At 31.7% G+C, this 18902-nt stretch carries 20 protein-coding genes and 1 pseudogene; 10 read left to right on the top strand and 11 right to left on the bottom strand.

Going from position 1 to position 18902, the window contains the following annotated elements; all coding sequences use genetic code 11:
* On the bottom strand, positions 1-178 hold a 178-nt coding region (locus FPG78_RS08225), incomplete at its 3' end, for a plasmid recombination protein (protein WP_320411071.1).
* 49 nt (positions 179-227) lie between these two features.
* The gene (locus FPG78_RS08230) at positions 228-548 is read right to left on the bottom strand and encodes a plasmid recombination protein (RefSeq protein ID WP_144087227.1); all 321 of its coding nucleotides are present in this window, start codon (positions 546-548) and stop codon (positions 228-230) included.
* Between the two features lie 607 nt (positions 549-1155).
* On the opposite strand from FPG78_RS08230, the gene FPG78_RS07335 reads away from it, so the two are divergent.
* The 7 genes from FPG78_RS07335 (at position 1156) to FPG78_RS06890 (ending at position 7498) form a co-directional block, all read left to right on the top strand.
* Positions 1156-1329 (top strand): hypothetical protein, encoded by a 174-nt coding sequence (locus tag FPG78_RS07335; RefSeq protein ID WP_186292531.1) that lies wholly within the window; start codon positions 1156-1158, stop codon positions 1327-1329.
* Positions 1330-2469: 1140 nt separating this feature from the next.
* Positions 2470-2820 (top strand): TraM recognition domain-containing protein, encoded by a 351-nt coding sequence (locus FPG78_RS06865; protein ID WP_255431804.1) that lies wholly within the window; start codon positions 2470-2472, stop codon positions 2818-2820.
* Between the two features lie 26 nt (positions 2821-2846).
* Entirely contained in the window at positions 2847-3227 is a 381-nt protein-coding gene (locus FPG78_RS06870; RefSeq protein ID WP_144087229.1) for a hypothetical protein, read from the top strand.
* 233 nt (positions 3228-3460) lie between these two features.
* Positions 3461-4081, top strand: coding sequence for an ankyrin repeat domain-containing protein (locus FPG78_RS06875; protein ID WP_144087230.1), 621 nt, complete (start codon positions 3461-3463; stop codon positions 4079-4081).
* A gap of 115 nt (positions 4082-4196) precedes the next feature.
* Positions 4197-4604, top strand: coding sequence for a hypothetical protein (locus FPG78_RS07340; protein WP_186292532.1), 408 nt, complete (start codon positions 4197-4199; stop codon positions 4602-4604).
* 107 nt (positions 4605-4711) lie between these two features.
* Positions 4712-7153, top strand: a complete 2442-nt coding sequence (locus FPG78_RS06885; RefSeq protein WP_144087231.1) for a hypothetical protein — start codon at positions 4712-4714, stop codon at positions 7151-7153.
* Between the two features lie 102 nt (positions 7154-7255).
* A complete protein-coding gene (locus FPG78_RS06890; RefSeq protein WP_144087232.1) occupies positions 7256-7498 on the top strand; it encodes a hypothetical protein in 243 nt (80 codons plus the stop codon).
* Positions 7499-7679: 181 nt separating this feature from the next.
* Here the strand turns inward: FPG78_RS06890 and FPG78_RS06895 are convergent, their stop codons facing one another.
* Positions 7680-8339: a recombinase family protein gene (locus FPG78_RS06895; protein ID WP_144087233.1), complete on the bottom strand. Its 660-nt coding sequence runs from the start codon at positions 8337-8339 to the stop codon at positions 7680-7682.
* A 167-nt stretch (positions 8340-8506) separates the two neighbouring features.
* Between FPG78_RS06895 and FPG78_RS06900 the strand changes: the two are divergent.
* Together FPG78_RS06900 and FPG78_RS06905 are read left to right on the top strand one after the other, a co-directional pair.
* Positions 8507-9432, top strand: a pseudogene (locus tag FPG78_RS06900) (DUF4158 domain-containing protein); the annotation flags it as partial.
* 208 nt (positions 9433-9640) lie between these two features.
* Positions 9641-10054 (top strand): hypothetical protein, encoded by a 414-nt coding sequence (locus tag FPG78_RS06905; RefSeq protein WP_144087234.1) that lies wholly within the window; start codon positions 9641-9643, stop codon positions 10052-10054.
* On the opposite strand, the gene FPG78_RS06910 is transcribed toward FPG78_RS06905, so the two are convergent.
* From FPG78_RS06910 to FPG78_RS07900, 3 genes are all read right to left on the bottom strand, one after another.
* Positions 10014-11081 carry an Rpn family recombination-promoting nuclease/putative transposase gene (locus tag FPG78_RS06910; RefSeq protein ID WP_144087235.1) on the bottom strand — a complete coding sequence of 356 codons (1068 nt, stop codon included), beginning with the start codon at positions 11079-11081 and terminating at the stop codon, positions 10014-10016. The genes FPG78_RS06905 and FPG78_RS06910 overlap by 41 nt on opposite strands.
* A 531-nt stretch (positions 11082-11612) precedes the next feature.
* Positions 11613-11882, bottom strand: a complete 270-nt coding sequence (locus FPG78_RS07895) for a hypothetical protein (RefSeq protein WP_223262098.1) — start codon at positions 11880-11882, stop codon at positions 11613-11615.
* A 184-nt stretch (positions 11883-12066) separates the two neighbouring features.
* Complete coding sequence (locus FPG78_RS07900; RefSeq protein WP_223262099.1) at positions 12067-12267, bottom strand: nucleotide-binding protein; 201 nt, start codon at positions 12265-12267, stop codon at positions 12067-12069.
* 697 nt (positions 12268-12964) lie between these two features.
* Here FPG78_RS07900 and FPG78_RS06920 point away from each other — a divergent pair.
* Positions 12965-13174: a recombinase family protein gene (locus FPG78_RS06920; protein WP_478210238.1), complete on the top strand. Its 210-nt coding sequence runs from the start codon at positions 12965-12967 to the stop codon at positions 13172-13174.
* A 66-nt stretch (positions 13175-13240) separates the two neighbouring features.
* Here FPG78_RS06920 and FPG78_RS06925 read toward each other — a convergent pair whose 3' ends face one another.
* The 5 genes from FPG78_RS06925 to FPG78_RS06945 form a co-directional block, all read right to left on the bottom strand.
* A complete protein-coding gene (locus tag FPG78_RS06925; RefSeq protein WP_144087236.1) occupies positions 13241-14020 on the bottom strand; it encodes a hypothetical protein in 780 nt (259 codons plus the stop codon).
* 225 nt (positions 14021-14245) lie between these two features.
* The gene (locus FPG78_RS06930) at positions 14246-14581 is read right to left on the bottom strand and encodes a hypothetical protein (protein WP_144087237.1); all 336 of its coding nucleotides are present in this window, start codon (positions 14579-14581) and stop codon (positions 14246-14248) included.
* 72 nt (positions 14582-14653) lie between these two features.
* Positions 14654-14971, bottom strand: coding sequence for an SMI1/KNR4 family protein (locus FPG78_RS06935; RefSeq protein ID WP_144087238.1), 318 nt, complete (start codon positions 14969-14971; stop codon positions 14654-14656).
* A gap of 405 nt (positions 14972-15376) precedes the next feature.
* A complete protein-coding gene (locus tag FPG78_RS06940) occupies positions 15377-17644 on the bottom strand; it encodes a VapE domain-containing protein (RefSeq protein ID WP_144087239.1) in 2268 nt (755 codons plus the stop codon).
* Positions 17645-17738: 94 nt separating this feature from the next.
* On the bottom strand, positions 17739-18107 hold the full coding sequence (locus tag FPG78_RS06945; RefSeq protein WP_144087240.1) for a hypothetical protein: 369 nt from the start codon (positions 18105-18107) through the stop codon (positions 17739-17741).
* Between the last annotated feature and the right edge of the window lie 795 nt (positions 18108-18902).

Genomic DNA, 18902 nt, shown 5'->3' on the forward strand with positions numbered 1-18902 from the left:
ATCTACTTTGATATCCCTGTAGCTTAACAGTACCATGTCTATAATGTTTAGCACTTAATCTTCCATCTGGAGTTATTGGAACCACTACGCAATGAATATGTGGAGTTCTTTCATCCCTATGTATAGAGAATCGAACGATATTTCTTTCTCCACCAAATGCCCACAAGAAAAATCCCAATTAGCTTTTTTCCAACTTTCAAATAACTTTTCATTGGATTCTATTTCTTTCATGCGATCATGACTACAGTCATAACTAAACCTAAGGATTTAACAGCATCTGAACGAATAGCTTTAGATAATTTATAGCCTTCTGATATCCTTTGATCAACAAGTTCAGATAACGATTTACCACCTGTATTGACCCACTCTTCGTTTAAATGTGTTCTAGAGGGATCTATATGTAAGCCTAGTTCTGAATTCAAACTTTTCTCTTCTTCATCCTCAAATACACCTGTTTTTTTAGCTTCCTTACAAGATCTATCTATGTGTTTACCTATACCTATTAATCCTTTCTGGTAGCCCTTAATATTAAATGTTGCGAATGCCATACCTATAAATGCATCATGCTAAAAAAACAAATCTTCTTTCCCATTTACTCGACCTAAAACATTAAACGTAAGATAACGATAATTTGTCAAAAACGAATGGTCCTTGCGAAGCAAGGATTAACTAAACCTTACTAAAATAAGGCCCCGTCACTTATCCGACAAGACACTGTGAATAGTAGGCTAATGGGAAAAAAGTGTTTGTAAAAAGACATAGTCTTTGAAAAATTATACTATATTTAAATCTTTGTAATTTTAATAATTAATATATATGAATATGGAAAATAATGTTAAAATAATGTAGAAAAACTTATTAAAGAAGGAGTCGATATGGATATAATCCTTAAGTCATCTGGACTGTCTATAAAGGAAATAGAAGATATAAGTCCTATCGCTTATGGACGATATTTAGGAGCTAAAAAAAGCTATTAGAAATAGCAAATAGAATGTTAGTACTTGGATATAAAAAGGAAAAATAGTGGAGGTAACTGGAATGTTTTACTCAAAAATAGAAGAATTAGAAAATAATTTAAAATGTAAAAATAAAAGTAAAAAATTTTGATTTTTTGAAAAATTGCTATATTATATAATATATAAAAATTATATAAATATGGAAGATAAAATTAAAATCATAGTATCAAAGCTGGTTAAAACAGAAATTGATATGAATGCTTTTCTTAAAGTATCTGATATTTCTATAAAAGAAAAAATAGAAGAAGTTACTAGGGTATACTGTGCGACAATGAAAAAGTCAAGACATACAAGAAAAGCACTAAAATATTAGTGACATACCATTGATGTTAACTTTTTATTTTTTTCTAGCCTTATTTCTATTTCAGTTACTTTACTGGTTGAAAATCAGTAGAATTTGTATAAATGACTGATACTTGAAATGGGCAGTTGATTTAGTATTCTATTCAGGGCTTGGGTGCTATACTCGCCTGATTTTGGTAGGGTCTGTTTGTTTTCTGGCATGGATAGATTAAAGCTATTTTTATCAAAATCTTTCGGTAAAAATAATGGTTTTGTATCTGCAGTATTACTCTTTCCTTTTGTTTTATATTTTTTGAAAGGATATGTATTTGTTTATCCAGGTATGATTTTATAAAATCACGCGAATGGTTAATACCTTATATATTTATACTGTTTTTTACTGCTTTTGCAATTCCATTTTGGTTTTATAGAGATATAAAACCTTCCATAAAAAAAGATAAAAGTTCAATTATTAGTCCTAAATTTTACGATAAGAAGTCACCTTTTAGTATTGCTTTACCTACTAAAAATGGTCTATTGCCATCAATAATCCTCAGAGAGGAATTTATATACTAGGTGGTCCTGGAAGTGGTAAAACCAGATATATTTTAGAGCCAATATTATATGAAATGATACGAAAAGGCTATTGTGGACTTGTATATGATTATGATTTTGAAGGTACGCCAGTAGATCCAAAAAGAGTTATTTCTTATCTAAATTTATATATAATTACTATTTTTTAAAATTACCAAGAAAAATAGGAAAGATATTGCTTTTAAGACGATTAATTTTACGGATCTGAATAAAAGTAGTCGCATCAATCCATTGATCCTATATACATATCGGATAGAGCCTATTTAGAAGAATATGTAATCGTATTATTAAAAAATCTTAATCCTGGCGGGAAAGATGATTTTTGGTATTTAAGTACTAAATCCCTTCTAAAAGGCATTATCGCTTATTTATCCAATCAGGCAAAAAGTTGTTGTACACTACCACATGTGTTAACATTATCTACTAAGCCTTTTGGTAAAATATTGAGTTTAATAGAGTAAGACTCAGAGGCCCGTTCCTATGCAAGTTCCATATTTGATGCTTATAAGGCGGAGATAAATCATCTGGTCAGTTAATAGGTATCATAGCAAGCTTTAAAACAAGCTTACAATCTTTAATTGATAAGAACTTATTTTGGGTATTGAGTAAAAATGAAATAGATTTAAATATCAACGATAATATTACTCCAACCATAATTTGTATAGGTAACTTCCCACCTGCCAAATCAGCTTTCAGTCCAGTGATATCCCTTCTGATTACCATATGTTTTAAATCTATGTATGGGCACAATAGAACGAAGAATTTTGTGGCCATAGATGAGCTACCTACCTTATACATCCCAGGCTTATCAGAAGTCCCAGCTACGGCAAGAAAGTACGGTATTAGTACCATTTCTTGCATACAATCGAATGCCCAACTAGAGGATACCTATGGAAATATAGGTGCTAAAAAGATACAAGGGACCTAAGCAATCGATTTATAGGCAACTGTGGTGTGGAGTCTTCTAGATATGCCAGTTCCATCTTTGGTAAGGAAGAACATACGATCAGGTCTACAAGTTCCTCAGAAACCTGTCACAGTAATACTCAAGGTTATCATACTACGCAAGGTGAAAATATCACTATACATGAGCAAGAATTGATAAAACCTAATGAGTTTTCAAGTTTTGATGTAGGATTTTTTGCAGGGAAAGTAGTAGAAAGTGATAGCGTATTTTTTCAGGAACAGTTTAAGGAGGTATCGTCCTACGATAAACATTTTAAAAATGAGCTGTTAAAAGATTTACCAGATGTTACAAAGGTTAGTAATGAAGATATTATAGCTAATCAAAGGAAAATAGAAGAAGAGATAGATCTACTTTTGGAATATATGTAGATATATTTTTTAGTTAAAAATTTTTGTATGTTTTGAAATAATTTCATACATTCTTGCTATTTTTATTAAGTATAGCAAAAATATATGAAATTATCATTAAGTTATTTATATTTTTTAGCTTGTAGCTGTTTAGCTACTACTTGTTTGGAAACGAAAGTCAAACCAAAAATTGAGCATAATCAGCTATAGATTATGGTCATAAATTTCATTTCAGATGCATTACACAAAACGTATTGAGCCAACAACAAAATCATCAAACCATTAACTGTCCTCTTTGCCGTAAGGGTCTATCAGAAGATATGATTCAAAAAATAGTTTCTGGTGCTACTACTCCAACCATGAGTGCATTCAGTACGTTAAATGCAGTTAAGCAAGAAGATATGCCAAAGTTAAAGTTTTTATTAGAAAAAGGTGGCAATCCAAATGAGGCAACTATTTCCAATGTTGCTTTAGAAGAGGCTGTTCGTCAGTCTAACTATGAGATGGTTTCTTTGTTATTGGACTATGGTGCTAATCCTATATACCAAGACCCTGGAACAAATAATACGCCTTTGCATTATGCAGCAGATAATATGCTTTTCAAAGGAACTAGCCAGGATATATCTGACAAGATATTCATAGCCCTTATCAAACATGGTGCTATGGTAAATAGTAAAAATGTGGAATGTAAAACACCTAGGGATCGTGTGTGTACGTCTGATGATCCTCTATTTGTTTTAACAGAAGCTGGCGGTATTCGTTCAGGCTATTTCGATGATATTCAACCTGCATTTGCTTGTCAGGAAGTAAAAGTTAAGCAGAAGATTTTATTTGGAAAGGAACTAGAACATATAAACTATCACGCAAAATTATAACCATGTTTAAGAATAAAATAATAACAAGCTTGATAGTTTTTTTAGGTTTGACTTTTAGTGTATTTGGTAAACCTAATAGGGTTTATGTCTTGCAAAGACCTATTCATACACATGGTTGTCATGGATAGAAGTCAATTATGGGGTTTCGCATGAAATGCATGGGGTTTCTGCAGGATATGCATATCACATTAATGAAATATGGCATATGAAATTATCTGGTGGTTTTTCTAACAAAAACCTATTGACGGTATACAATACTTACCATTATAATTTGTTCAATTATTACGAGTCTACCTTTCTGAATTGTTTAATAGGATGTCAAGGGAGCTATAAGTTCCACCATGCTTGTTGGGAGCATTGTTCTAAACGTTTCAATATAGGCGCCCAATTAGGTTTAGAGGTGGAAAAATATATCACGGATTATTTGTTGTTGATATTACTAGCAGAGGCTCCTATTTCCTTTTTGGATAAAAATGATGTTTTTAATTATCGATTTTCGGCAGGACTACGTATCACTTTTTAAAAACATCTATTGATTTAGTCGAAACAGTAATGTAGCAAGTAGTTTTGCTATGTACTATCAACTCAATATAACGAATATATGGTTAATTAATGAAAATGAGAACTAAAATGAAAAAAATAGTATCCCAATTCTTTATTACTGCTTCTTTATTTTTTTGGTCTTGTACAGTGGCCTTTAGACAGCAATTTGCCGACGATATCATTTGGATACCAAAGCATGAATATACCTTATTACCAGAAAAAGGTGTATCACCTGTTTTAGCAGAAAAAGTTCCTGTAATCTTGAGTATTAAGTTTGACGACGCATGGAATAACGATAGATCCAATAAACCCAAATCTCCACATAGATATGAAAAATGGAATGTTAATCCAGAAGTGATCCAATTTCGTATTAAGGGTATTAGGGTTGAAGGTGGCGAAGGGAAACTGTTCAAGCGTGTTGAAATAGATGGGAACGCTTCTATAGGTGAGCCGTTTAAAGTAGGAAGTATAGTCCAACATGGTGATACACCTCTATACTATGTTCCTAATGAGCAAGACACTTGTCATATGCATAAGGTCAGTATTGATGCTGTTATATTGACTTGTGATTTTAACAGAGAGGGAGGAGATCCTATAACATGCTCGTTAAGGCTGGATGAACCTCTATACGCTTTAAAGGCTGGTACAAATGTCAAGGTTGCTTATGTAGAAGACAAAGGTGGTACACCTATTCATATTAATATCACTTCAGATAACGTGTTGGCATCTTTGCAAAAATATAGATTAGTTAAATGGTGTGTGACAGATGGACAAGGTACTATGTATGTAGATACAGGATCATGCAAAAAAACAATATGTAGCAATGAACCGATTAAATTTGGTAATAATACCCTTTTTTACGCCCCAAAACCTGGTAGTGATGGAAATCATACCATTCATTTAACAGTAGGCAATACTAAAAGTGATACCACACAAGACTATTCTTTTTCTGTTAAAGTTCAAGATCATAGAATTGAAAATTTTACAGCTGAGCTTTCTATGGCTTCAGAAAAATCTCCTCTGTTACCGTTTAAAGATAGGGTATGTAAACTCAAGATCTGTCCATTAACTGATGCAGGTAAGGTGCTTAATTACCATATCAAGGCCATTAAATTGAATGGAGGTAAGTTTATCCTAGGAAAGGACGAAATGATAGCAAATACGCCTTTAACAGTAGGCGTCAATACTTTAATGTTTAATCCATGTGGTTTTGTTGGGGATTTAGAGCCTAGCATCACAATAATCAATGAAAAGGGAGATGAACGTGAAGTGACCTTTAAGCAGCCATTTGTTGTCAAGGATCCTGACTTTAAAGTAGTTGCTAGTCTAGAAGGTAGTATTGAGAATGGTATGGATAACAGACATATCAACTTAAAGGTTATTGCTCCTTTTAATACTATAAGTGATAAGTTTATTTTGTCAAATTATCGTCTATCAGGCGGTATAGTAGGTGATTTACTAAAGCTAACAGGAGAGCCTGTTGAACCAGGTGGTATGCTTTCAGTAGGAGATAGTGCATTTAAATTTAGGTTAGGTGAGTTAGATACGTTTATGGATAAAATTGATGGTGCACCAAGGATTTACTTCGATGTTACTTATCCAGATGGCACAAATCATGAAACAGAAGCTATAGATCTTTCTATTTTCTTATTTGAAGGATTGGCCTCTAAGATAGAGGCATTATCTGAAGATAGTAAATCGCTTTATAAACCCATTGTTCAGGACTATAGTTTAAATCCAGAATTAGCCTTTCAAAATTTACAAGCTATAGAACCAGCTTGGTATAATAGACAATCTAACCTACATAATATACTGGTCTATATGCAGCATGATACGGCTATTTCCACTCAAGCTACGGATGCACTTACTAGCCTACAGACACTCAAAAGTGATACTAAAGATAAAGTAAAGGCTAGGGTATTAACCACAAGGTTATTGCATGACTGGAATAAAGAAATAGGTCATATTCGATCTAACCAAGAACCAGATGGTCGTAGAATACATACAGGAATACTAGAAAAAGAGGTTAGTGCTTTTTCTGATATATTTCGATCATGTAGAGATATTCCATGTATGGAAGATATAGTACAATCTTTAGATGATGTACTTGAAAAAATAGAAGACTTAAAAAGAGAAACAGAAGTAAAACAGGCTAATAAAGACAGAGATAAAGCAAGAGAAGAAGCTTTTAAAGATCGTACTACTAGGTCTATAGAAAATGAGCAAAGAGAAAGAAAATATGAAGACCAACGTTTAGAAATGGAGATAGAAGAACTCTGTGAGAGTAGAAATAAACTAGAATCTAAAATAAGAAAACATGATGGGGATATTTCAGATTTAAATGCGTTGATTCAGGAGTTAAGTAGGGTGAATAGTTCGTTAAAAGACCAAATTAATAAAAATGAGTTATCACGTCAGTATGAAAATCGCTTGTTAGAAGCGAGTATACATGCTAATTGTGCAAATAGTAGAAGAGAAAGAATGTTTGTATTGGACATGGTTGAAAAAATAATAAACGAACATAAATAAAAAAAGTAGAATATATTTTTTTAGAGTAAATCTATTCTTTCCCATTAGCTTGTTTATAATACTCCCTACGAAGTAAGGATATAATATTAAAATAGAATTAAAATGATATTACTTGATATCACAGGTGCCCTTGAAGGCTGGATTGCAAGCGGCTACCAATTGTTAACCTTGGTAGCCAAGCTACTAGGTGTAGTGGGCGCCTTTAGATTGGCCTATTTGTATAATACTGGCAGGGATAGAGGCATGATATTTCATGAATTATTACACTGGGTAGCTGCCATTGTATTTTTTTCGTCCATTGGTCCTTTGTATGATATGGTTGCCAATTTTTTTAGAATCGGATAAAGGAGAGATTTCCCATGCAAAAATTAGTCAATAGGGGGTCTCCTTGGATATAAGAAATTATTGTACGTTAAGGCTGTTTCCTGTACTAAAGATGTTCTTCTTTTTCTTCCAGGTTATTGTATAAATTTACCTGATTAGCAACATGTTTCAGACATTACTTTTCTCACTTTCCAGCAATTTATTAAAAGTGCTTAGCATTGCTTTTTTCATTGTTTACAAAGTACAATTTCTGAATACGACATACCTGCGAAGCGCTGTACCCGGTAGCTTGTGCGGTATCTTGAATGCTTAGTTTTTTAACACTTCGATAATATATTACCTTCTGATGACGCTCATGATCAGCCTGTTTTCCACGATATTTACCCTCTTGACGTGCTCTTTCGATTCCCTGTTTTTGCCGTTGCTGACGGCTCAACCAATCCTTATACGACATTGCGGCCATTAGATCCATGAGCATATTATTGATGGCAGAAATCACAGCACGAGTTACTGGATCATTTTGTGATGGTTCTTTGTCAGACAAAACCTGCCATGAAGTTGGGATGTCCAGGCTTACAATTCTCAATTCATGATGTTCAATCTGCTTTTTGAGTGTTAGCCAGTCACTGTTACTAAGTCTGGTCAGCCGATCTATTTGTTCTACTAGTAGAATATCATTTCGGTGACTATCCATTAGTAATCGTCCCAGTTCTGGTCTTTCCAGTTTTGTTCCGCTGATATTTTCTCGGTAGTAGCTAGCGATTTTGTGTCCTCTCTCCTGAACAAACTGCTCGAGCATTTCTTTTGTTCGATCTGCAAACTGATCTTCTACTGAAGCTCTCAAATAAGCTCTGATGAACATATTCTAACGAATTTATCGTATTTAGGTTATGTCATTGAATCTATTGCATATAGGTTATTTCATTGATTCAATTTAATAATTTTTAAGATATTTCATTGAGGTGTACCATTATGCGATAAAAATTTAAACGAAAATTAATCTACAAAATAATTATCAATGCAAACTATATGTCTAGGAGACAAATTCTTTCCCAGTCCGAAAGAGCGTCATTACTAGCTTTACCTAAGGATGAACTGACGCTGATCCGCATGACTTATTTCAGCGAACAGGATTTAGCGCTTATTAATACGCACCGCAAGCCAGCCAATAGGTTCGGTTTTTCTGTCTTGCTTTGTTACCTGAAGAACATAGGGATGATCCCAGATAAAAAATCACTACTTTCCGATTTTTTACTCAAGCATATCGCTAGCAGACTTAATTTATCAAATGAACTTTGGAAAGATTACGCATCAGGACGAGACACCACTCGCAGGGAACATTTAATAGAACTATACCACTATCTAGGACTAAAGAAATTTACAAAACAGATTCAAAATGATTACATTTCGTATTTAATTCCACTTGCAAAACGCACTGACAAGGGTATTCTTCTTGCACAAGAACTTCTAAAGTATATGCAACGAAATTGCGTGATTATTCCCACTATTGATGTACTGGAGCGAACGTGCTCAAAGGCCATGGCTGCTGGTGATAAAATAGTATTCTCGGAACTGAATGCTCAACTTATATCAGAGCATAAAATCAATCTAGACAGCCTTCTGCATCAAATAATCATCTTTCACGTCTATCTTGGATTCTTCAACCTCCTGGTAAAATTAACGGAAAAAATGTATTACAGCACATTGAACGCTTGAATACGATCGTGGCAATAGACTTACCGGTAGGGATCGGACGTTTAGTTCATCAGAATCGGTTACTGAAACTGGCCCGTGAGGGTCGGAATATGAGTAGCCGAGATTTGACTAAGTTCTCATCAAGCAGACGATACGCTATTCTAATATGTGTGATTGAAGAAGCCAGAGCTACACTTACAGATGAGATCATCGATTTGCATGAGCGTATCTTGAACAGTATGTTCAGCCGGGCTAAAAGGCTAACATAGAAAAATACAAAAACAGCCTTAACGTACAATAATTTCCCATATCCAAGGAGACCCCAATAGACTTTAAGTGGAATCGGAAGAGGTGTCTAAAAATGATAAAGAAGCTATTGCAGAGCTTTACAGTGAAAAGTTAAACAAAGATCTAATACAGCATATCGTTAAAAGTAAAATCAAAAGAAATAGTAAATTTTAAATGAAAATGAGTGAAAAATACAAACTAGAAGACGTGAAGGAGTTTGCTTATAACCCTTTTTTAAACTACAGTTCAGAGGTACAATTCGATGAGTTTTTCATAGATGAATTGTCAAATAAAGCTAAGAATATCATAAAATATTTAATGTGTAAACATTCATTTAAAGAAGAAAAATTCTTATTTAAGCTAAATGAATTTAATAGGTTTATGATATATATAAATATGGAATATCCCTGTGACGGTATATCAGAACTATGCGCTAAGAAGGTATTAGCCAAAACCAAAGATCCAGATCTATATTGGGTGAATAATGATTTCCTTAGTACTGGAATCTTTCAACCCAAATATAATATATGGAAGATGATGGATATAAATAAGTCTAAACAAGTTCCTCGATACGAGATACAGGTAAACCAGTAAGAGCAATAATATCCTCTATAGGGTAGCCGCGTAAGAGCATGGATTTGGCTATCTCTAGTTTACCTTTTTCTTCTCCTAACTGTATCCCTTTCTCTTGTCCTATTTGGATACCCATCAACTTCCCTTTCTCTTGCCCTATCTGAATACCCATCAACTTCCCTTTCTCTTGTCCTATTTGGATACCCATCAACTTCCCTTTCTCTTGCCCTATCTGAATACCCATCAACTTTCCTTTCTCTTGCCCTATTCGGATACCTTCGTCCCTATATTTTTGTGCTATAGTTCTCATAATATCTTCTTTATCTTCACTAGGTAGATGCTTTGTTATAATATTTTCTAGAGCAGCCTGCTGATCTTCAGGTAATTTACTGTCACTATACCATAAAAAGCTTCTTATGTAAAGATAACTTTTTTCTTTGTCTAGGACAATACATGATTTAAAATTTTCTAAAAATTCATCCCATAACTTAAGCATATCACGAGTGTGAACATATTTCATGAAATATTCCATCATGCCCAAGTGTGCCTTCTTTTTGATTTCATTATCTGGCATAGCATAGATATCTACCAATTGATAATCACCTCCCATAAGTTCTTTAGCAAGACTAGGTTCACTAAACAAATCCCATAGATTTTTTGGGACAGTAAAAGGCCTGTTACCGTGATAGAGCACTATCGGTATTACCAAAGGTAATTTGGATTTTTCCTTTGTTTTATGCCTTTCTAGTAAGAGGAAGATGTATTTCCATAACTTAAAGGCTGTCCAATACTTAGGGCTCACCTCGGCTTCGATCAAGGCATACACAAAAGCTTGCTGATTATTTTTAGTTTTGATAGAGCATACTAAATCACTGAATTTTTGCTTCAAATCTTCTTCAACAAATGATTCTTTTTCAATTTTAATGGTGTCTAGATCCAGTAATGATTTACATGATGCTGGTAAATAATAGTTTAAAAACTCCTGAGCAGCTATTGGATCAGAGAGAATTTTTTTAGCGAGCCCATCGTGTTTTAGTCTTTCTGTCATAAAGATAGTTTACTAAAAAGATTTAAATATTGGAAAGAAATAATCTGCGATAATTACTTAATCGTATTTATAAGTACAAATATAATATATTTAAATTATTATACATTACAAATAAGTATTTATTTTAGTTTCTATTATAGATTTCTATTTTTTACTCAAATAGTCTCATGTTATATAGGAATATCCTGATAAATGGATCCACATAACGTTTATTTAGAAAAGGTTTTTCCTAGTACCCTAATTACACACTTTCTCTATCAATTTTCTTTAAAATTTCATCCAATATCCAACTATGTCTAGATCTTTTTACTTGATAGTAATCATTTATACATTGACTATCAATCTTTTGAATTAGACTATTGGGTAATCTTAATTGTATATTTTGTATAATTCGCTCTTCTTTTTTACTATTATTAGGAACAGTACCCCCTTGTTTATAAGATCACTCACTTTACGCTCACAAGAAGGTGATTTTTTAGAAATAGCCATTTTTTAGTATAATTTTATTATTATTATAATACTAATTTAATTTTAAATTGAATCTAAATTAATACTAACTATAAAATTAAATAAAGCATTAAATTCTTGTATAGCTTTTATATCTTTAGGCTTTTCTTCAGTAATTGCTAGCCCTTTTGAAGATGCATTTGGAAACGACGTCCTGTTTCCTATGAAAATATCTATGAACTCCAACGTTTTATTCTCCTTAAGAAGGTTAGCAGCCTCACTATTATTTTGCCCACTAAAATCAGCCTTATTGATAAAAGAAAATGATTGTAATTTTGGGTTAATAATCCTCATTTCTTCTACTAATGTGGATACTTTTTCTATGGTCCAAATATCAAATGATCTAGGAACAAATGGGACTAAGTAAATATCAGCAATGCTTATAGCAGCGCGTTGACTAGTAGTATCCCTATCACCTGTATCAATAATAATATGGTCATACTTTGATCTTGACTTTACTGTTTGATCACGAACTGCTCTATGATAATTGAATGGATGTATAATACAAGTTATCTTTCATTGTCTCACTTCTAAACACAGTAAAATCAGAAGCAGTTTGTTGATCGTCTGCATCAATTAAAAGAATATCTTTGAATTTTTTGGCCATTAAAACTGCCAAATTTGTAGAAATAGTAGATTTACCAGATCCTCCTTTAATACCACCTATTACATATATCATTTTTATACTTCTATAGATTTATTACAATATATTTTATATGTCATAATAAACATTATTTAATATTATATAGATACTTTTTTAATATTAATTACATATCATACTTAATGATAATTAATCAAATATACAATATTAATATCACAATAGTATCAAGATTTACGTATTAATAAATAAACATATTAAGAGGTGATTTCAGAAAACGGGAAATAAAGCGCACTAAGAGTATAGTAGCCCAAAAAAATTAGACAAAAAAATAATAATTTCAAGAATTCGCTTTCCATTTAATAAAACGAACTATAAAGAAAAATGATTCTTAAAAAGAAGAAATTATTTACAACTCATTATCTGTTATATTTTACTTACTATAAAGTAATAACTTATATTATAAATAACGAATCAAATTCGTAAATTTTAACAGATAGCGAACTAAAAACAAAAATCAGAAAATGGCCTATTGTCTCCTCGGCATATAGTTTGCATTAATAATTATTTTGTAGATTAATTTTCGTTTAAATACTTATCGCATAAGGGTGTACTCAAACGATATAGCAAAAATGTTGTCATATTCCATTAATGGAATAACCTACATGCGATAGATTCAATGACGTAACCTAAATACGATAAATTGATGATAGTATGTTCATCAGAGCTATATTTGATAGCTTAAACAGAAGATCAGTTTGCAGATCGCGCCAAAGAAATGCTGGAGCAGTTTGTTCAGGAAAGGGGGCACAAAATTTCCAGTTACTACCGAGAAAATATCAGCGGAACAAAAATAGAAAGAACAGAATTAGGACGATTACTCATGGATAGTCACAGAAATGATATTTTACTGGTCGAACGAATAGATCGGCTGACCCGTCTAAGTAATAGTGATTGGGTTATACTCAAAAAAATTCATTTGTCTTAAGTTTCTTAAAATACTATACATACTAAAAATAGCCTCACCTACGTGGCAGTACGACATTGTCTCTCATCATCTTAGTAGCCCAATTTGTTTTCCAATATTGATTATTATTTTATTATTATCATCGTGCGTATGATCAATTATATTTCCTGCTGCCGTAGGTGGCAGAAACCTACCCAAACATTTACACTCATCAATATTATTATCATCTACATTCAAATAATCTGCTCTGTTTTTCCAATAGGTAATTGGCGGAAGATTTCTACTAGTTTGTGTTTGAAAAGTAATAAAAGGATCTAAATAATCTGTTTTTAAATCATGTAAAACTTTAGAAAGTTCTACTAAATAGGTATCATCTTGTAGTAAATGATCAATATTTAGAACAAAATCATTAGGCATCTCTCGATTACCATCAGTATAACAAACTTTCATATAAGGAACTCTACGTTGATTACGTATTTTATCATAATTTCTAATAGGGTCCCCGTTATCATCATAAAAATACTCTCCCATCTGTACACAGTCTAAATAAAAGCATCCATATTCTCTCGCACTAATTCTTTTAATTTCATATTTCCATGGTTTAGGGCACACAAACCCTGTTACATTGTTTACACCTCCCTGCCAAATCTGCAAATTTCTATGGCTCACACCTCTCTCGTTACTCAACCTAGCCCTTAGGGTATTAAAAAATATATACCCTAAGCTACGCTCTAAACTGTTATTTTCAAGGGAATCAAAGTTTTCTAGATTAGTAGGAGATAAGAATCCTTTTGTTACAGCATTATTCCAATAAGGGGCTACTACAGAAGAATATGGTACATTAAACCTACGTATACTTGCTTTCATGCTTCATAACTCTGGATTCATTACATCAATTCTGTAAGCTCCTTTTTTTTCAGAACAACAACCAAAAAGCAATAATAAAGAAAACGCAAAGGTATATAAATATAATTTATTATCAGATTTTAATTTTAATAATAACATCTGTTGAAATTAAACTTAAATAAAACCAACGCAATAGATATAAACCATAAGATTTATTATCAATCATATGATTACTTTCTCTTATTTTTAAGTAGGTTTTTTAGTTCTTTTTTTCCCCATGTCCTCTATAAATTTTTTAATTCCTTTACTTACCTTCTGACAATATTCTATAAAATCACTCATATTATCAATATGAGTAGATTCTACCTTATTATCGAGAAGTACCCTATAAATCTTTAAAGGTCTTTCTCCACGATCGGAGGCTCTAAGATCTATATAATAATATATCATAGCCTCATCTTCATCACCATCCTTATAACTATGAGTTTCGGACTGAGTAGCTATGCACAAAGGTATATTAACTTGTTCTGTTGCGTTTCTACTGCGCGGGAAGGAATAAGCCTTATTTTTATACCTTCTCACCTCTCGATATACTACATCCGGTACATCTTTTATATCCTCAGGGGTTTTAAAAGAAAAAATACAAACTGGATCTCATAAACCTATATTTTTTAATCTAACTGTATCATATTCAATTAAAAAATTCTTATACTCTTCAGGAAATTTACAACCTAACTCTTTTTCAACCATGTTGCTAATCTGTTCTACAGTATCTTTCCGTATTTTTTTATTATTTTGTTCTGAACTTGAAACATTAGTTCCACTTGAAGTACTAGGTTCAGTCCCAATTCCTGAATCACGTGGCACGTTACTACCTCTATCTTTATCCATTCTGTTTATATTCATCCCATTACAAGCACCGATTCCCATACAAACGAATAAATTCAAGGTGTAAAATAGTTTTGCATTCATAACTATATAAATTTTATGTTAAAAAATAGATATTCAAAACACAGATTAATTTTTAATATATTTTAATATATATTAATCTTAATTTGGATAAAATGAGATTATTGGTTCTTGGTTATTGACCACCCGACTATTAAGATTTTCTAAAATTACAATCAGGCCTTAGGTATACAAAATAATATCCAAGAAATCATTATATGAACATGCAAATCATAATTAGATTCTAACACGCACATTAATCCTAATTAACTAAAACTAGCCAATTTACTTCCCACATAACTTAAATCTAACCATAAACATTTGACATAACCAAAATCATGTCAATAGGTATGCAAAATTAATTTAAATAATACCACTATTCTTTAAATGCATGTAATCAATCAGCCCTACTAAGGGCTAATAAAAACACTATATCAAACCCTTTTGTACAAAATAGCCATACCTTTTTATATCACTATGCATAACCCGGTCAAACCCAGCTTCTCTTAACGAAGTTCCCACTAACTTAGTATTCAGTCTAATAGTAATACCAACGATCTCTTGTAAATATCTAAGTATATCAGTAGCCGTCATGAATTCTCCTAGTTCTTTAGTAGAAGGAGTAAGATACTGTACCATCAACTCAGCCTCTGTAGATTTAGTCGTAAATTGATCAGATCTTTGTGATAGTTCTAATAACTCTTCCTTACTCAATTCCCCACTACCAGGATTTAGTTTATACAAATGATAAGCTTGCTCCCAAGATTTCTCTAAAATATATTTTGCTTCATCATCTATATATTCAATAGACTCCACTTCAAAACTAATCCATCTACTATGACCCAAGTCTGACCGCAAAAACTCAACATCATTAGTACTACCTAAAAAAGAAGCTATACGAGAGGCTGTTATTTCATCTTCTTGATAAGGTAAACGGATATTAACATAACGCTGGGACAACCACGTCTTGATTACATGTGCATTAGAACGAAGCTGATGCAATTCATCTAAATTTATTATGAAGTTCCTGATTAATGACTTTTGTGCATCCTTCTCATTACTAATAACTGGATTGCTATTATAGTACCTTATAAGAGAGAGAGGACATAAAAATTCACAAAAATAACTCTTACCTATATTTTCTTTAGGAGAGCACAAAATTAGAGCATGTTTATTTATACCTTCTGGTTCAAAAACAGTACGAATAGCCCTAATCATCCACTTCTTAAGATGTATATACCAATATCTAGTATTAAAAGGCGTAGGATCTTTTAAATGAACGTAATGCGCCAATCGACGAATATAATCTTTACCATCGTCAAATTCATTTCCTTCAAAGGTTAAAAAATAAGCTTCTATAGGATTAAAACGTTCTACAAAAAAAGATTTTAATATACAGTTAATTAAGTCCAAATTACACTCAAAACCATGTCTATCTAAATTATCCCTTAGTTCATTCACGTTAATTTTTTCCCATAAACCAGGATTACGTTTAGTACTCATCTCACGCTCTTGAGTAACTACATTCAATCGAAAATTAAACTTATTACTCAAATAAGATTTCACTTTACTGCGTTTAGTATTACTTAACCTTCTAACCCTATGGGTATCAATAGGATTTACCGTAATAGATTGTACCTGTTGTACACCATAACCTAGAAGTAGCTGAAAATCATTAGGAGTATACCTTTGAAAGTATTCCGCTATATCCTTTACATCTTCTGGCAATTGAACAGATACAATACCAAAAGAATCTCGTAATTTCTTAGAAGCATTCTTTCCTGCCTCATCATTATCATAACAACATAATAGTACGGAAGTCTTACTACGTAAAACTCTCAACAGATCTTCACTAGGCATCTGGTGCTCCGACTGTAAAGAAATAACATTGCTAAACCCATGTGCATAAGCACTCATGCAATCTTTTTCACCTGCCGTAAACAGTATATAATCTAAGTTTCCTTCAGGTAATTGAACCAACCCAAAAACATCATCTTTATTTTGATTCTTATACGAAAATGATTTTTTTTGACCTTTAAAATAAGGATCACTAGAAAAAGAAAATGCTATTTCTGGAATATAGACTTTAACTCTACCAGATATATGATAGGCAGATACAACTTGATGCTTTTCAAAATATTTAAAAGACAAACAACGTCCCGAATTAGCAGTATAAGATAAAAAACTTACTTGTTTAACATCAAACTTTTCTAAAACAGATTGGTCAATACCGTACTGTAACCAGTATTTTAGATATAATCTAGAAATAAAAGATTCGTAATCAGACATGTATTCAATACGAAGTGTTTGAGAAGGAAAAGATGCTGCAGGGTCTTTAACAGTGGGTGAATTAGGAAAGATAGATTTTGGAGTAACTATCGATTTCCTTTCAGCATTCAAACCCAAGCACATCTCTTGGTCAATGAGTTCTAAAAGTTCCTTAAACTGTGTTCTGCAGTCTAATCCATAGTAATCTGCCCACATCCTAAAGACATCTCCCTGATGACCTGTATTAAATGATTTAAATTTCCAAACACCTCTTTCTTTATAGATGGACATACTTGGCTTATCATCTTTCTCTGAAAATATAGATTTGTAATTTTTTTTTCTTACTTTTGAACTAAATGTAGGAACTAAGTGGCGGATAAGATATTCCTCTCCACCTACCCTTTCCAGGATTTTTTCTTTTGTGATCATAATCTAAAGTATTAATCCCGAGCTAGGATAGTTCTCTCATTCATGTGGTTCTCAACCAAATAAATAAAACCTAGCCTTCTTCGGGAGGCTAGTTTTATATATTCCTTCTCGTTTTCAAACGTTTTATCAAAAATTCCATTCCTTTTTCATCTAAAAAAATATTTTTATTAACCCAATAAACTCTAAACGTTGTGGTCTTTGCTATAACTTGAAAAGAACAAAGTTCTCTTAAAGCTTGAGTAGCTGATGCGTCCGTTTTTTTATTAGCAAACTGTTTAAATTCATTAATATCAAATACAAACTTGTCCTCTAAAAAAGATTTAGTATCAAATATGTAATACATTAATTCTAATGCTACTTTTGATAATTGCATTATAATACTAAACGTATCTACTTTAAAGACATCGATTAAGAATGGGTTAGAAGAAAAATAATTACAATATTTTAACTTTTTATTAACCATAATTCATTATATAATTTGATATAACAAATATATTAAAATATAAGTTTTATCAAAAATTTTTCGAAAAAATTATAAAATTAAGACCACTTCAATAGAAAATTGCGTGGTTTTTTTTTCTTGTAAATCTATCCTTAATTCGTACGTTTTTGAAATCTTGTAACAACAAGATATTTTTACTTGTGTACTTTTCAATACTTAAAAGTAATTATTAGATACAATTCTTCCTATCCTTTGATATGTTTAATTTTCTATTGCAACTATAAAAGGTTGTTACAAAAAATTGTCCAGAAAGATAAAATTACAGATAAAATTACAAACCAAGATAAGAGTAAGATAATAGTAAGATAAGAGTAAGATAAGAGTAAGATAAGTATTAAACAAAATAAATTGATTATCAAATATATTATGTACAAACAGGAGATAATAGTAAGATATAAATACCATATAGCTATATATATCTATATAATATACACATATATATATTCTTAATATACATCCTATTATATTATATAGATTATAATCTTACTCTTAATAGCAAATATGAGATATATTAAATTGATTATCAAATAGAGTAAGATCTAGTTTTTAATCTTACTCCATCTTACTATATCTTACTATTCTGGATTTATCTTACTCCGTTTGACAATCAGTGTAATATATAATTTTATAGTCTACTATTGGAATAGATATAATATATTGATTATCAGTTAATAAATATATTAAAAAGCATTTTATATATTCATACCACATTCTTTAGTCAGAAGATTCATAAATATTGGATATAAATATTATATA

It is taken from the genome of Cardinium endosymbiont of Dermatophagoides farinae (genome assembly GCF_007559345.1).
Lineage (GTDB): Bacteria > Bacteroidota > Bacteroidia > Cytophagales > Amoebophilaceae > Cardinium.